Source organism: Corynebacterium marinum DSM 44953, assembly GCF_000835165.1.
GTDB classification, from domain to species: Bacteria; Actinomycetota; Actinomycetes; order Mycobacteriales; family Mycobacteriaceae; genus Corynebacterium; species Corynebacterium marinum.
The window spans coordinates 449,614-464,496 of the sequence record NZ_CP007790.1; the positions used below are offsets into that span (position 1 = coordinate 449,614).

The 14,883-nt window shown below is 69.6% G+C and carries 16 protein-coding genes; 11 read left to right on the forward strand and 5 right to left on the reverse strand.

Features of this window, described 5'->3' with window-relative positions; translation table 11 throughout:
• Nucleotides 1–107 precede the first annotated feature (107 nt).
• Nucleotides 108–554, forward strand: coding sequence for an imm68 putative immunity domain-containing protein (locus B840_RS02235; RefSeq protein WP_042620777.1), 447 nt, complete (start codon nt 108–110; stop codon nt 552–554).
• Here B840_RS02235 and B840_RS02240 read toward each other — a convergent pair.
• Entirely contained in the window at nt 551–1,624 is a 1,074-nt protein-coding gene (locus B840_RS02240) for a PspC domain-containing protein (RefSeq protein WP_042620778.1), read from the reverse strand. The two genes, B840_RS02235 and B840_RS02240, sit on opposite strands and share 4 nt — an antisense overlap.
• Nucleotides 1,625–1,736: 112 nt before the next feature.
• On the opposite strand from B840_RS02240, the gene B840_RS02245 reads away from it, so the two are divergent.
• The 3 genes from B840_RS02245 to B840_RS02255 are packed head-to-tail and all read left to right on the forward strand — an operon-like array spanning nt 1,737 to nt 3,808.
• Nucleotides 1,737–2,933: an ATP-binding protein gene (locus tag B840_RS02245; RefSeq protein WP_042620779.1), complete on the forward strand. Its 1,197-nt coding sequence runs from the start codon at nt 1,737–1,739 to the stop codon at nt 2,931–2,933.
• A 5-nt stretch (nt 2,934–2,938) separates the two neighbouring features.
• The gene (locus tag B840_RS02250) at nt 2,939–3,589 is read left to right on the forward strand and encodes a LuxR C-terminal-related transcriptional regulator (protein WP_042620780.1); all 651 of its coding nucleotides are present in this window, start codon (nt 2,939–2,941) and stop codon (nt 3,587–3,589) included.
• Nucleotides 3,590–3,808, forward strand: a complete 219-nt coding sequence (locus B840_RS02255) for a hypothetical protein (RefSeq protein WP_052491060.1) — start codon at nt 3,590–3,592, stop codon at nt 3,806–3,808.
• 10 nt (nt 3,809–3,818) lie between these two features.
• Here B840_RS02255 and B840_RS02260 read toward each other — a convergent pair whose 3' ends face one another.
• Complete coding sequence (locus tag B840_RS02260) at nt 3,819–4,232, reverse strand: hypothetical protein (RefSeq protein ID WP_042620781.1); 414 nt, start codon at nt 4,230–4,232, stop codon at nt 3,819–3,821.
• Nucleotides 4,233–4,310: 78 nt separating this feature from the next.
• Here B840_RS02260 and B840_RS02265 point away from each other — a divergent pair, with 78 nt between their 5' ends.
• Both B840_RS02265 and B840_RS02270 read left to right on the forward strand, forming a co-directional pair.
• Nucleotides 4,311–4,991, forward strand: coding sequence for a hypothetical protein (locus tag B840_RS02265; RefSeq protein ID WP_042620782.1), 681 nt, complete (start codon nt 4,311–4,313; stop codon nt 4,989–4,991).
• A gap of 1 nt (nt 4,992) precedes the next feature.
• Entirely contained in the window at nt 4,993–6,555 is a 1,563-nt protein-coding gene (locus B840_RS02270) for a DNA polymerase Y family protein (RefSeq protein ID WP_042620783.1), read from the forward strand.
• A gap of 19 nt (nt 6,556–6,574) precedes the next feature.
• Here B840_RS02270 and B840_RS02275 read toward each other — a convergent pair whose 3' ends face one another.
• Complete coding sequence (locus tag B840_RS02275) at nt 6,575–7,216, reverse strand: AMIN-like domain-containing (lipo)protein (protein ID WP_042622450.1); 642 nt, start codon at nt 7,214–7,216, stop codon at nt 6,575–6,577.
• Nucleotides 7,217–7,413: 197 nt separating this feature from the next.
• Between B840_RS02275 and B840_RS02280 the strand changes: the two genes are divergently transcribed.
• Complete coding sequence (locus B840_RS02280) at nt 7,414–8,322, forward strand: ferredoxin family protein (RefSeq protein WP_042620784.1); 909 nt, start codon at nt 7,414–7,416, stop codon at nt 8,320–8,322.
• Nucleotides 8,323–8,325: 3 nt separating this feature from the next.
• Here the strand turns inward: B840_RS02280 and B840_RS02285 are convergent, their stop codons facing one another.
• Nucleotides 8,326–8,682 (reverse strand): MerR family transcriptional regulator, encoded by a 357-nt coding sequence (locus tag B840_RS02285; RefSeq protein ID WP_042620785.1) that lies wholly within the window; start codon nt 8,680–8,682, stop codon nt 8,326–8,328.
• 102 nt (nt 8,683–8,784) lie between these two features.
• Between B840_RS02285 and B840_RS02290 the strand changes: the two genes are divergently transcribed.
• Both B840_RS02290 and B840_RS02295 read left to right on the forward strand, forming a co-directional pair.
• The gene (locus B840_RS02290; RefSeq protein WP_042620786.1) at nt 8,785–10,284 is read left to right on the forward strand and encodes a SulP family inorganic anion transporter; all 1,500 of its coding nucleotides are present in this window, start codon (nt 8,785–8,787) and stop codon (nt 10,282–10,284) included.
• 17 nt (nt 10,285–10,301) lie between these two features.
• Nucleotides 10,302–10,631 carry a hypothetical protein gene (locus B840_RS02295; protein ID WP_042620787.1) on the forward strand — a complete coding sequence of 110 codons (330 nt, stop codon included), beginning with the start codon at nt 10,302–10,304 and terminating at the stop codon, nt 10,629–10,631.
• A gap of 115 nt (nt 10,632–10,746) precedes the next feature.
• Here the strand turns inward: B840_RS02295 and B840_RS02300 are convergent, their stop codons facing one another.
• The gene (locus B840_RS02300) at nt 10,747–12,285 is read right to left on the reverse strand and encodes a CitMHS family transporter (protein ID WP_042620788.1); all 1,539 of its coding nucleotides are present in this window, start codon (nt 12,283–12,285) and stop codon (nt 10,747–10,749) included.
• A 257-nt stretch (nt 12,286–12,542) separates the two neighbouring features.
• Here B840_RS02300 and B840_RS02305 point away from each other — a divergent pair, with 257 nt between their 5' ends.
• Both B840_RS02305 and B840_RS02310 read left to right on the forward strand, forming a co-directional pair.
• A complete protein-coding gene (locus B840_RS02305) occupies nt 12,543–14,219 on the forward strand; it encodes a sensor histidine kinase (RefSeq protein WP_042620789.1) in 1,677 nt (558 codons plus the stop codon).
• Nucleotides 14,219–14,875, forward strand: coding sequence for a response regulator (locus B840_RS02310; protein WP_042620790.1), 657 nt, complete (start codon nt 14,219–14,221; stop codon nt 14,873–14,875). Before B840_RS02305 ends, B840_RS02310 begins: the two co-directional genes overlap by 1 nt.
• The last annotated feature ends 8 nt before the right edge of the window (nt 14,876–14,883 follow it).

Below are 14,883 nucleotides of genomic sequence, written 5' to 3' on the forward strand. Positions count from 1 at the left end.
GCTTTTGCGTCTCGGGAGGAGATGCTCCACGCGAGCCTCTGCCCGGCCGGCTTCGGGATACAGTCGATCCGGAAACCTGACATACAGCTACCGCAGGGAGAATAGTCATGAGTGATGCCGTCCGCACCTACTGGAACACCTACTTCGGCAGGACTCCAGAAGCGCATGCCCTGGTGGAACACATCGCGGGGATGAACTCCGGAACCGTCGAGGTGCACGCTGTTTTCGCGGACCTGGGGCTGGACGGTCTGTCGGGAAATTACACGGACACCGAAATCGACGGATTCGGCGACGCTTTCCTGGTGGTGGCGGCTTTGGCCGTTCTCGTCGCGGAGACCAGGGCAGCAGGCTCCACGGATCTGGGGGATGTTGGCGGGCCGGCCGGTCAGCGTGTGGCCGTGCATGTCGAATCCAAGGAAAACACCCAGATCAGCACCGCGCTGAAATATTTCGCGCTGTCCCCGGACGACCACGCCGCCGAAGCTCGTTTCGATGAAGACGAGTTGACCGAATTCGCAGACCTGTGTGAGCAGCTGCGCGGCCGGCTCGACTAGCGGGCCGGCGCCGTCACCCGGACCGGACCGATGCCGCCCTCGATCCGCAGTTCCAGGGTCTCGCCGGAGGCGTCGTCGTTGTAGCTGCCCGGGGTGCAGTCGGTTTCGCCGATGCCCTCCTCGCACGCCAGGGCGACGGGGACATCCCCGGGCAGGAACACGGTGACCGGGCCGATGCCGCCCTCGACGGTGACGTCCCGGGGGCCGTCGAGTTCGGAGAGTTGGCGCAGGTCCACGACAAGGTCACCGATCTCCCCCTTGTAGTGGCGCTGGAGTTCGGCCTCCGCAGCAGGGGCGTAGCTGCGGTCCTCGGCGATATCCCCGTAGTTGCCGCCGACCCAGAGCCCGAACACGCCGCCGAGCACGGTCAGGGCGCCGAGCGTGCCCAGCAGGCCGAGGGCGACCCACGGCCAGATACGGGGCTTGCGTGGCTGCGGCCGGGGCGCCGGGCCGGGGTCGGGGAGATCCCAGGCGAAGGGGGCGGTGCCCAGGGGATCCCAGGCGGGTGGGGACGTGCGCCCCGGGGGGAAGTCGGTGCCCTCGGCGGGGCGGTAGCCGGAGAGGTCGACGGGATCGGGCATGACGCGTGCGGGGGCGTCGGCGAGCAGGCCGGCCGGAGGCTGCGGGGTGCGCAGGTGGAGGGCCCACCAGGCGGCCAGAAGCGCCATGATCGCCAGGATTCCGGTGGAGGCGAGGGTGCCCCCGGAGGTGAAGAGGCCGGAGGTGAGGACGAAGAAGATGATCAGCCACCAGCCGGTGGAGCGTTCCTTCCGCTCCGGCGGGGTGAGCTCTTCCTTACGACGGGCGACGGCCTGCGCCGGGGCGGTGGACATCCCGTAGCGGGGCATCGCCAGCCAGGCGAGCAGGTAGGCAGGCAGACCTCCGCCGAGGGTGAACAGAGAGACGACGAACAGGACGCGGACGAGGGTCGGGTCGATCTGGTAGCGCACGCCGATGCCCTCGCAGACGCCGGCGATCTTCGCGTTGCCTCCCTGTTCGGAGGGGATGCGGGGAGGGCGGGTGTCCCACATCTGCCGGACGGTGCCGGTGAAGGAGGTCTGAGTGGTCATGGCTTCATTGTCGGACGCGACGTGCGGGAACGGTATCGGGATACACCCTGAAATCCGGGAATCAGGGTCTGCCCCGATGTGCTCGGGGCGGCGTCTCTGACAGGATCGGGGCATGAACACCACCCCCTCCCCGGTGCCCTACGGGCCGGACCGCCCGGGTGCCGGCCCGTACCCGGTGTATCTGCGCCCCCGTTCGGGGCGCGTCGTCGCGGGGGTCGCCGCCGGCCTGGCGGTGCATCTGCGGGTGGACGTCTTCTACGTGCGTCTGGCGTTCATCATCGGTTCCTTCCTCTCGGGGTTGGGCGCGGCGGTGTACGCGGGCCTGTGGATGTTCTCGAAGGCCTCGGAAGAGGTGGTGCTGCCGCCGCGGGAGCGGGAGCTGTCGCGGTCGGTGTATCTGCTCCTGGCGCTGGTCGGCGGCGCGGGTTTCGTCGTGTCCGCGAGTTTCGTGTCGGGTCTGCCCACCGTGGTGCTCGTCCCGCTGCTGTTGGCGGGCGTGGGGGCGGTGCTGGCGTGGCAGGCCTACGACCGGGGGCTGGATTCCGGGCGCAGCCACCTCACCATCGTCGGCGGCGCGGTGCTGATGCTCGCTGGCATCGTGGTGACGATCTTCTACGCGGAGCGGTCGGGGGGATTCGCCGCGGCGATCTTCGCGGTCCTGCTCACGCTGGCGGGCGCGGCGGCGCTGGGGGTGCCGCTGGTGGTGCGGCTGTGGGATTCGCTCGCGGAGGAACGCGCGGCGAAGGCGGCCAGCGAGGAACGGGCGGAGATCGCCTCCCGGCTGCATGATTCCGTGCTGCAGACGTTGGCGCTGATCCAGAAGCGTTCCGGAGACCCCGCGGAGGTCGTCCGCCTCGCTCGCGGACAGGAGCGCGAGCTGCGGCAGTGGCTCTTCGACGCCGAAGAAAAATCCGCCCAGTCTGTCTTCGCCGCCGTGGAGACCGCCTGCGGCGAGGTGGAGGACCTCTTCGGCGTCCGCATCGCCCCCGTCACCGTCGGCGAGGACACCGCGCTGACGGAGGACACCAAGGCCGTGGTGCTGGCGGCACGGGAGGCGATGGTCAACGCGGCGAAGCACGCGGGCGTGGAGAAGCTCGACGTGTACGCGGAGATCCTCGCCGGGGAGCTGAGCATCTTCGTCCGCGACCGCGGCGCCGGGTTCGATCCCGCGGACATCCCCGCGGACCGCCACGGCATCCGAGACTCCATCGAGGGGCGCATGGAGCGCATCGGCGGGCAGGCGCGCATCCGTTCCATGGCAGGGGAGGGTACTGAGGTCTCCGTGACCTACCGGCTGCCGGTATCGTGAGCGGCATGGTGAAGGTGTTCCTCGTGGACGATCATTCCGTCTTCCGTTCCGGTGTGCGCGCCGAGCTCGACGGGCAGGTCGACATCGTCGGCGACGCCGGGACGGTCGCCGAGGCCATCGCGGGTATCGACGCCGCGCGCCCCGACGTCGTCCTGCTCGACGTCCACATGCCCGACGGCGGCGGCGTCGCCGTCCTGCGGGGTGTGGGAGTGGACACCACCTTCCTGGCGCTGAGCGTCTCCGACGCGGCGGAAGACGTCATCTCCGTCATCCGCGCCGGCGCCCGGGGTTACGTGACCAAGAACATCTCCGGCCCCGAACTGGCGGAGGCCATCGAGCGGGTCCACTCCGGTGACGCCTACTTCTCTCCGCGTCTGGCAGGTTTCGTCCTCGACGCCTTCGCCGGCGGAGAAGTGGTGGAGGACCCGGCGGAGGAGCCCCGCAAGATCGACGACCCGGTCGTGGACGCACTGACCCGCCGGGAGCTGGAGGTGCTGCGGCTGCTGGCGCGCGGCTACACCTACAAGGAGATCGGACGGGAGCTGTTCATCTCCGTCAAAACGGTGGAGACCCACGCCTCCAACATCCTGCGCAAGACCCAGCAGTCCAACCGGCACGCGCTCACCCGGTGGGCGCATTCGAGGGACCTGGACTAGATGCGCACCTACACGTTCCAGCCCGTCCGCGTGGTCGTCGCGGCGCTGATCTTCACGGCGCTGGTCATCTGGCAGGCCGACCTCTTCTGGGGCTGGTGGCTGCCCGCGTTCCTCTTCATCGCGGCGGTGTTCGCCGGGATGCACGCCTTCTACAACTGGGCGAACACCCGGCTCAACGAGATGGGCCGCCGGGCCCGCGAGGTCGAGGACGGGCTGTAGGCCCGGCAACTCACGCGTAGGCCAGGGCCCGCGTGCCGTCGATGTGGGGGAAGACCCAGAACATCCAGGCGGAGACGGCCAGCCACACCAGGGCGGTGCCCCAGGCGGGCAGCGGGGCGAAGACCGGCACGACCATGAGTGCCAGCCACACGAAGAACAACGGCAGAACCTGGCCGAGCCGGGGGCGGAGGACGGCGTTCTTCTCCTCCAGGAACTGCTTGATCTCCCGCCGGTAGGGGTGCCCGAACATGAGGAGCAGCCCGACGGCGATCGCGAGGACCATGACCCCCACCTGCACGCCGCGGGCCAGTCCGGTGGACAGGGCCGCCACCCCGAGCCCGATGAGCAGGGAGGTTCCCGTCCGCACCAGGGGCGGGGTGGGGATGGGGGTGCGGCGCGAACGTAGGTCGGAATAGGCGTTCATGCGGGTCAACGCTACCAGTTGACGGGGTCGCGGCCCCCGGCGCATACTGGAGGCGTGAATGGAACAGGTGTTCGGAAAATGCGGGGAGCAACGGACCTCTCCGGCCTGGACAGGGCCGGGCGGGTCGACCTCCTGCGTTCCCGGATGGCCGCCATCGGCGGCGGGCAGGGCGCTGCCCCGCAGCCGGACATGGCAAGTCCCGATGTCCTCCCCGTCCATCCTGAGCTGGCGAAAGTTCTTCCCGGGGGCGGGCTGGAGCGGCGGGCGATGACGGAGGTGTCGGACTGCCCGGCACTCATCGTCGAACTCATCGGGCAGGTTACCGCACGGGGCGGACATGTCGGTGTGGTCGGGTGGCCGGAACTCTCCCTCGCCGATGTGGTCGAAAGCGGGAGGCTGGACAACGTCATCACCGTCCCTGATCCGGGGACCGACCCACTGGGCATCGTCGGCATCCTCGTGGAGGGCCTGGATCTGGTCGTCGCCCGCTGGGCGGCGCCCCTCGAGCTCTCCCCGGTGCGCGCCCGCCCGCTGCTGGCCAGGCTGCGAGGTGGGGTGGCGGCGCTGGTCCTGGTGGGGGCGCGGACCCCGTCGCCGGCCGTGCGGATCGATGCCGGCGTCACCACCTTCCGCGGCATCGGCGAGGGGACCGGGCGGATCCGGAGCGTGGACATCGCGGTGCGCGTCAGGGCGAAGGGGCGGCCCCCGGAATCGGCGACGGTGACGGTGGGCAGGCGCGCGGGACTGAGGGCGGTCTAGCGTGCGGGTCGCGGTGTTGTGGTTCCCGGACTGGCCGGTGCAGGCAGCCCGGATCGAGGATGAGGCGCTCCCCGGGGCGCTGGTGACCGCCGCCCGGCACCGCATCCGGGTGTGCTCCCCGGAGGCACGCCGGGCGGGGGTGCGCCGGGGTATGCGGGTCCGGCAGGCGCAGGCGGTCTGCCCGGGCCTGGTTGTCCTGGCCGAGGACGCCGACCGGGACGGGCGGATCTTCGAGTCTGTCGCCGCGGGCCTCGACGACGTCGCATCCACCGTCGAGGTCCTGCGTCCCGGCCTGGTCATCGTCGATGCGGGCGCCGCGGGTAGGTTCCACGGATCGGAGGGTGTGGCGGTGGAGATGCTTGTCGACGCCGCCGCGCGCCGCGGCGTCGACGCCGCCGTCGGGGTGGCCGACGAGATCGCCACCGCGCTCATCGCCGCGCGGGTGGGGGAGGGCCGCGTGGTGCCGCCCGGCGGTTCCCGGGAATTCCTGGCCGCCCAGCCCGTCGGCCTGCTGGCCGCCGAGACGTCACTGCAGTGCGGCGCGGCGCTGGTGGATTCCTTCCGGCAGCTGGGGGTGCGCACCCTCGGGGAGCTGGCGGATCTTCCCGCGACGGCCGTGTCCACCCGGTTCGGCGTGGCCGGGCAACGTTGCCACCGCATTGCCCGGGCGGCGGCGGACCGCCGGGTGGCGCCGGAACTGCCGGCGGCGGACCTGTCGGTGGCGGTCACCCCGGAGGACCCCATCGACCGGGTGGATGCCGCCGCCTTCGCCGCCCGTCAGTTGGCGGGCGCGCTGCACGGCCGGTTGCGTGCCGCAGGGCTGGCCTGTCTGCGGCTGCGGGTGCTCGCGGAACTCGCCGACGGCACCCGCCTCGAGCGGATCTGGCGCACCCGGGAAGCGCTCACCGAGGCGGCCACCGCCGACCGGGTGCGCTGGCAGCTCGACGGATGGCTCACCTCGGGCGGGTCGGGGGCGATCGCCTCGCTCATCCTGGATCCGCTGGAGACGGCCCCGCCGGATCCGGCGGGTACCCTGTGGCGGGACGGCACCCCGGGGGGCCGGGAACAGGCGCGCCGGGTAGTCAGCCGTGTCCAGTCGACCCTCGGGACGGAGGCGGTTCTCAGCCCCCGCCCCGCCGGGGGGCGGGGGGTGGCGGAGCGGATCTATTTCGTGCCCTACGGGGAGGAGGGGGACGTCGGCAGGCAGGGGAGCTGGCCCGGCCGGATCCCGGGGCCACTGCCCGCCCGGCTGGGCGGCGGTCCCGCGCACCCCGCGTCGTTGGTGCGGCTCGTCGACGCGGCTGCGGGGGACGTCGTCGTCACCGCCGAGGTGCTGCTGAGCGCGAGCCCCTACGTCCTGGGCTGGGGGAAGGAGAGCTACCGGGTCGCCGCATGGGCGGGGCCCTGGCCCGTGGACGCCGGCTGGTGGGGCAGCGGACCCCGCAGAGTCGCCCGGCTGCAGGTGGTCGGCCAGGCCGAGGATGAAGAACACCCCCGCGCCTGGCTGCTGCTCTGGGTGGGCGGGGGCGCGGGGCGCTGGCGGATCGAGGCCAGCTACTTCTAGGCCGGTTGCGCCTGGGCTTTTAGGCGTGCAGGACGTCGATGACCAGGCGGTGGGGCTCGTGGAGCACCTCCACCGCGTACGGCAGTTTCTCGTTCACCCCGATGACGAACTGCGAATGGCCCTCGAAGGTGCCCGCCGAGATGACCTGTGTGATGCGGCCGGCGCCCGCGACGGTGCCGATGCGCGGATCCTCCCGGTTGAGCTCGAAGGGGTAGGCGGTGCCGTCGATGTGGATGTTGAGCGCCACCGCGCCCTCAAAGTCGACGGGGTTGCCGGAACCCTGCTGGGTGGGGTCGGCGGTGTAGTCGATGAACCAGCCGGGCTCGCCGCTGCCGGCCAGGTCGAAGACGACGCGGTCGAAACCGTCGTGGCCGGCCACCCGGACTGATTCCACCATCAGCTGGGCCGGAGTGTCCGGCCGGGCCGTCTTGCGGGTGAGGTCGGCCTGCCCGACCGAGGCGACCCCGGTCACGCCCAGGGTGGCGGCCTGGAGGGTCTCGGAAAGCGAACGGATGTCCGTCCCGGAGTCCTTCGCGCCCTGAGATTCCGCGTCCGCCCCGGAGCCGCAGGCGGCGAGACCGAGGGAACCCGCCGCCAGTATGGCCGCGAGAATGGTACGACGTTGCGAGGGCTTGCGAACCTGCCCAAGTGAATCAGTCATGCTGAACACCGTAGCCATCCGGCCCGCCGCCCACGAAGCTGAAAAGCGGCTTACAGGGGTATCGTGAACAAATTGTTGTAAATAGGGGGCAAGAAACACATTGATATCGCCTGAGAGTGAGATGGGTCTCACCGGCGGAGGCCTGCGTCACGGCCCGACGTCACGGTCCGCGGGCGGGGATGGTTAGGCTGGTCGCCATGACCACTGCTGACCCTGTCCGTTGCTCCGATGTGCCCGGTGAGCCGCTGCCCGGGTCCGCGAAACAGCAGCGGGCGTACGTCATTCTGGAATGGCCCCACGGCTGGAGCCGGGATGTCCTCGACGGCGGCGTCTTCGGCGAGGAGCTGACCGCGCAGCTGAAGGAGAAGCTCGGAGACGAGGCTGGACTGCAGCTGATCCGCCACCCCGGCCGGGACGGCCGTCGCATCGAGAAGCACCACCTCTTCCTCGTTTTCGCGGATCAGGCGAAGATGGAGCTGCTCCGGGTGGACGGCCCGGAGGCGATCCTCGACCTCGACCTCACCGGGCCAGGCCGCAACGGCGCTGAGCCCGTCGACGGCCCCCTCGTCCTGGTGTGCACCCACGGAAAACGGGACGTGTGCTGCGCGCTCAAGGGTCGTCCCCTGGCGGCGGCGCTCTCGGAGCGCAACCCCGGGACGGTGGTGTGGGAGACCTCGCACACCAAGGGGCACCGTTTCGCCCCGTCGATCCTGCTCATGCCCTGGGGTTACAGCTACGGCAGGCTCAATGAGGAGGCCGGCGACGCCCTGGTCAGGGCTGCGGTGCGCGGCGAGTACTTCTACCCGGGCAACCGGGGCCGGGGTCTCTACGGTCCGCGCGGCCAGGTGGCCGAGCTCGCGGTCGCCCGGGAGCTGTTCGTGGCGCAGGAGAAGCTGTTCTTCGGTAACCTCATGGTGCTCGACGAATCGGAGGCCGGGGTCTTTGTCATCCACGCCGACGGCCGTTCCTGGCGCGTCACGCTGGAACAGCGGGAGGTGGAGGGGGTCATCTCCTCCTGCGGCGATGAGCCGACAACCGGTACTACGTGGGTGGCCACCAGCGTCAAAGCGGATCAGGCTGACCTGGGCTGGGGCGGGCGCGAGTAGCCTTCAGAGACTCTCCGCCAGCCGGAGGAACTCCTCGGCGTAGCCCACCCGGCGGCGTAATTTCTCCAGGCGGGCGCGGGCCTCGGTCCGGAACCGGTCGATGGTCTCCCGCGCGGCGGGGTCGTCGGGGTGATCTGCGGCGTCGAGAAACTCCCGCATCTCGTCGAGGGTGAACTCCAGCGGTTTCATCCGTCGGATGAGCATGATGCGCTCGATGTCGGCCTCGGAGTACAGGCGGAAGCCGCCCGGAGTGTAGCCGGAGGGGCTGACTATGCCGACCTCGCCGTAGTGGCGCAGGGTCCGGATCGACAGTCCCGTCCGTTCCGCGACGTCGCCGATCCTCAGTCCGGTGTCCTCCACGTGTGTTCCCCTGTCAGTCGATTTTGGTGAGCGGCAAACCTAACGTTACGGTAGGTTTTGATAATCGTCATATCTTCTCGCCACCTAGAGAGTCTTTCCGTCATGTCAGACACCGGCATCGTCGCCTCCTTCCGCTTCGCCTTCTCCTCGCCGGCCAGACTGCGCACCGAGGTCCTCGGTGGTCTCGTCGTCGCGCTCGCGCTCATCCCCGAGGCGATCTCGTTTTCCATCCTGGCGGGTGTCGACCCCCGGGTCGGCCTCTTCGCCTCCGTCACCATGGCTGTCACCATCGCCTTCACCGGTGGCCGCCCCGCCATGATCAGCGCGGCGACGGGTGCGGTGGCTCTGGTCATCGCCCCGGTCATGCGCGACCACGGCATGGACTACTTCATTGCCACGGTCATCCTCGCGGGCATCATCCAGATCACCCTGGCACTGCTCGGTGTGGCCAAACTGATGCGCTTCATCCCGCGGTCGGTGATGACCGGCTTCGTCAACGCGCTGGGCATCCTGATCTTCCTCGCCCAGCTCCCGTACCTCTGGGACGTGCCCTGGCTGGTGTACCCGCTGTTCGCCCTGGGCATCGCCATCATGCTCTACTTCCCGCGGATCACCACGGTCATCCCCGCGCCGCTGGTGACCATCGTCATTCTCACCGCCCTCGTCCTGGCCGCCGGCTGGAACGTGCCCAATGTCTCCGACATGGGCGAGCTCCCGGAATCTCTGCCGGAGCTCTTCTTCCCGGCAGTGCCGCTCAACCTGGAGACCCTCCGCATCATCGGGCCCTATGCCTTCGCCATGGCGCTGGTCGGGCTGATGGAATCCCTGATGACGGCGAAGCTCGTCGACGAGATCACCGACGAGCACTCCGACAAGACCCGGGAGAGCTGGGGTCAGGGCGTGGCCAACATCATCACCGGTTTCTTCGGCGGGATGGGCGGCTGCGCCATGATCGGCCAGACCATGATCAACGTCAAGCAGTCCGGTGCCCGCACCAGGCTTTCCACGCTGCTGGCCGGTGTGTTCCTGCTCATCCTGGTGGTGGCGCTCGGGGACCTGGTCGGCCTGATCCCCATGGCCGCGCTGGTGGCGATCATGGTGCTGGTGTCGCTCGGCACGATCGACTGGCACTCGCTCCACCCCCGGACCCTCAAGCTCATGCCGCTGAGCGAGACACTGGTCATGGTGATCACCGTCGTCGCCACGCTGGCGACCAACAACCTCGCCGTCGGCGTCATCCTGGGCGTGCTCACCGCCATGATCCTCTTCGCCCGGCGGGTCGCGCACCTGGTGGACGTGCAGAAGGTCTCCGAACTGGACACCGACAACGACGGCCACGCAGACATCCGCACCTACCGTGTCACCGGGCAGCTCTTCTTCGCCTCGTCCAACGATCTGGTCTCCCAGTTCGACTACGGCGAGAGCGTCGGGCACATCGTCATCGATCTCAGCGATGCGGAGATCTGGGACGCCTCCACCGTGGCCACCTTCGACGCCATCCAGCAGAAATTCCAGAGCCGCGGCAAGATCGTGGACATCATCGGCCTGGACGGGCCGAGCAAGTACCGGCTGGACCGGCTCTCCGGAAAGCTGGGCGGCTGAGGTCTAGGCTCGGCGATGTGAGCAACTTCCAGACCTACGTCGCCGAACAACGGCACCGGGCGGCCTCCGCGATGGCGGAGCTCTCGGGCAACACCTCTGCCTGTGCCATGGGCCGGGCCGGACGGAGTTTCCCCGCCTACAAGTACCACGAGGGCGCCACCGCTGCCTTGGGCGTGCTGGCCCGCAGACTGCGCCGGGACGGGGACGTCGACCCGGCGTGGCTGGTCAACTCGGTGCTGCCGGAGTGGCAGACCCCCGGCGGGGAGGGCCGGGACTGGGAGGCCTACACCGCCGGTGGGCGGGAGGCCCTGGAGGCGGCGGCAGACTACCTCGCCCGGCACCACTGACCCCCGACGACCGCATCCGGGCCGGAGACGTCCGGCTCGCGCCGGACACAGGAGAATTCGCCGGGGCGCCGCAGACTGCGGCGCCCCGGCGACGACACGGATGTATGAGGGAGGGCTACCCGGCGAGGGGGATCACACCGACCAGGACGCCGACCACCAGCATGGCCAGGGAGACGAGGGTGGCGCGCCAGAGCACCTTCTTGTGGTGGTCGCCGAGGTTGACCTTGGCCAGGGAGACCAGCAGCAGGATCGCGGGGACCAGCGGGGACTGCATGTGCACCGGCTGGCCGGTGATGGAGGCACGGGCCATCTCCACCGGCTCGATGCCGAAGTGGGTGGCGCTCTCCGCCAGGACCGGCAGGATCCCGAAGTAGAAGGCGTCGTTGGACATGAAGAAGGTCATGGGGATGGAGAGCACACCGGTGATCACGGCCAGGTAGGGGCCCATGGAGCTCGGGATGATCTGGGTGATCCAGGCGGCCATCGCCTCGACCATGCCGGTGCCGTTGAACACACCGACCAGTACGCCGGCGGCCAGGACCATGGAGACCACGCCGACGATGGAGGAGGAGTGGGACAGGATCTCGGTGGCCTGGTCCTTGACACGGGGGAAGTTCACGGCCAGGGCCAGGCCGGTGCCCACGATGAACACGAAGGCCAGCGGGAAGAGGTCGGCGACCAGCAACACCATGACCGCGACGGTCAGCGCCAGGTTGAACCAGATCAGCTTCGGCCGCAGGGAGGTGCGGTGCGGGTCCAGCATGGTGTCGGTCATGCCGGCCCCGGCATCGGAGCCGAGGGAGACGTGTTCGATGTCTTCGGTCCGGGCCGGGCGGTCGTCGAGAAGCACGCCGCCACCGGTGGGGGTGCGGTCGTCGGAGTTGCCGTGCCTGGCCGTGCCACCCCGCGGGCCGCCGCCACCGGAGCCTGCACCGGTCGCACCTTCGCCGCCGAAGCGGGATGTGTCCAGGGAGCCGCCGAGGCGACGTCGCTCTGCCACGCCCAGGAACCAGGCGAAGACGAAGACGATCACGACGCCGGCCACGAGGGAGGGGATCATCGGCACGAAGACGGCGGAGGGGTCGAGACCCAGGGCGGTCGCGGCACGCACCGTCGGTCCACCCCAGGGGAGGATGTTCATGGTGCCGTTGATCAGGCCGGCGACCACCGTGAGCACGACCGGACTCATGCCCAGGCGGAGATAGATCGGCAGCATCGCGGAGGTGGTGATGATGAAGGTGGTGGAGCCGTCGCCGTCCAGGGAGACCACACCCGCCAGGACGGCTGTGCCGAGCACCACTTTCGCCGGGTCATCGCCCAGGGTGCGGGTGATCGCCCGGATCAACGGGTCGAAGAGTCCGACGTTGATCATGATGCCGAAGAACATGATCGCGAACATCAGCAGTGCAGCGGTGGAGGCCATGTCGCCGATGGCGTCGAGGACCATGTCGCCGATGCCGAATCCGGCGCCGGCCAGGAGACCGAAGACGGTGGGCACCAGGATGAGTGCGACCATCGGGGTGGCACGGCCGGTCATGATCAGCGCCATGAAGGTGAGGACCATGGCGAATCCCAGGGCGACGAGAACGCCGTCGGAGGGGGTGTGGCTCAACGTGTATTCCGCGGCGAGCAGCACGTCTGCGGGAGGGTACATCCGGACTCCTGGTTTCTTGGTTCGGGGTGTGTGGGCTGGAATGCTGGCAACAGCCTAAAGTGATCCCTCTCACTGGCATAGAGTTGAGCGCATTGCCCGCTGTACTGCGCATTAAGGCACTTCTGCGCATTGTGATCAGATGTTTGTCCCGGTCGGACAGCCTGTGCTGGAATGGGCTCTCCCGGGACGAGGCTTTCGCGGGATGGTCCCGTGGGAAGTGTGCGGGGTGGACGGCGACGACAGGCAGGAGCGGGAAGATGAGATTCGGCACCCGGGTGCTGCTTCTGCAGCTGGTTACCGTCGTGGCGGTGGTGGCCGCGAGCGCCGGCGTCTTCATCGTGCTGGGGGTTGAACAGCTCAAGCATGAGACCGAGACCTCGGCCCTCTCGATTGCGCGCACCGTGGCCTCGGCCCCCGTCGTGCGTTCCGAGGTGACCCGGGAGACCAGCCGGGGGATCAACCCCTCCGCGGCCGAACTCGCCGACGGCCCCCTCCAGGCCTATGCCCGGGACGTCACCGGCCGGACGGGTGCACTGTTCGTCGTCATCACCGACGGCGAGGGGATCCGTATGGCGCACCCGGACCCGGGGCAGCTCGACCGCCAGGTGAGCACGAGCTTCGAGGCGGCTCTCCGCGGCGAGGAGGTCATCGCCTGGGAGCGGGGCACGCTGGGCGATTCCGTCCGAGCCAAGGTACCGGTCTTCGCGCCGGGCACTGAGGAACCGGTCGGTGAGGTCAGCGTGGGTTTCGAGCGGGCGGGCGTCTTCGACGACCTGCCGCAGCTGCTGCTCGGCGTCGGTGCGGCCGCCGCAGCGGCCCTGCTGATCGGCATCGGGGCGACCCTTGTGCTGCGGCGCCGCTGGGAGCAGCTGACCCTGGGGGTCCAGCCGGAGGAGCTGGTGGTCCTGGTGCAGAACCAGGCGGCGGTGCTCGACGGAGTGGGGGACGGCGTCATCGCCCTCGACGAATCGGGTGTCATCCGGGTCTCCAACAGCGAGGCGGAGAAGATGTTCGGGCGGGTGCAGCTGGAGGGGATGTCGTTGGGGGACCTGGATCTGCCGGAGGACGTCATCCGCTCCCTGGAGAAGGGCGAGGCTCGCGACGGGGTCGTGGTCGGCGGCAGGGTGCTTTACCTGGACTCCCGCCAGGTGGACCGCGGCGGACAACGGCTCGGTTCCGTGATCATCCTCCGCGACCGCACCGATGTGATGGGCTTGAGTCGACGCCTGGATTCGGTCCGGACCATGACGTCGGCGCTGCGGGTGCAACGCCATGAATTCGCCAACCGCATGCATGTGGCCGCCGGACTGGTCGAGTCCGGGCGCGGGGAGGAGGCCGCCGAGTTCCTGCGCACCATGCGCGACAGGGGGCCGGTGGACTATCCGTTGGCCGGTGCGGACCTGCTCACCGAGCCCTTTCTGCAGTCCTTCCTCGGGGCGAAGTCCCTGGAGGCCGATGAGCGCGGGGTGCAGCTGCTGATCCGGGATGAAACTCTGGTGCTGGGCAGTCTCGAAGGGGTTGAGGGGGTGGAGGACACCGCCACCGTGCTGGGTAACCTCGTCGACAACGCCGTCACTGCGGCCCTGCAGGCCCCGGAACCCCGGCTGGTGGAGGTCACCCTCATGGACGACGGCCCGGATCTGGTGCTGATGGTCGCGGACTCCGGGCCGGGCACAGCGGCCGGAACGGGGGCGGTGGCCGCGCCTCCCGCCGATGATGAGACTGAGGAGACTGCGGTGGACCGGGTCCACGGTCACGGCATAGGGTTGGCACTGTCCCGGGATCTGCTGCGCCGCCGGGGCGGGGAACTCTGGCTCATCGATCCCGGCGGCGGGGCGAGCGGTCGGGGTGCGGTGTTCGGCGCCCGGCTCCCCGGGGTCATGGCCACGGGCGTCGCAGGACAGTCCCGGAACTCCCGAGAGGAAGATGAGTGATGGCCCGGACCTGGTCAGTACTGGTGGTTGACGATGATTTCCGGGTGGCAGGCATCCACGCCGACATTGTGGCGGCCGCCCCGGGCTTCCGGGTGCAGGGGTCGGTGCGCACCATCGCGGAGGCGCGGGAGGCGCTGGCCACGGATCGGCCGGATCTCATGCTCGTCGACGTCTACCTGCCGGACGGGGACGGCATCGAACTGGTCCGTGGCGCAGGGGTGGACGCCTTCATCCTCAGTGCCGCCGATGAAGCGGACACCGTCCGCCGTGCGCTGCACGCCGGGGTCCTGGGATACCTTGTCAAACCTTTCCCGCGGCAGACACTCAGCGAGCGGCTGGACCGCTACGCCCGTTTCCGGCATGTGCTGGCGGGCAGGCGCGGACTCCGGCAGGAGAAGATCGACCAGGCGCTCTCCATCCTGCACGGCCAGACGCCCGGCGCGGTCGTCGTCTCCCGTTCCGCCACGGAGCAGCTGCTTCTCGACGCCCTGGGGGAGGGGGAGCTCTCCGCTGCCGAGGCCGCCGGGCGGGCCGGGGTCTCCCGGGCTACCGCGCAGCGCCGACTGGCCACAATGGCAGGTCAGGGAGTGGTGCAGGTGCGTCTGCGGTACGGCACCTCGGGGAGACCCGAGCACCTCTACTCGAAGCAGGCCTGAGGGGTCAT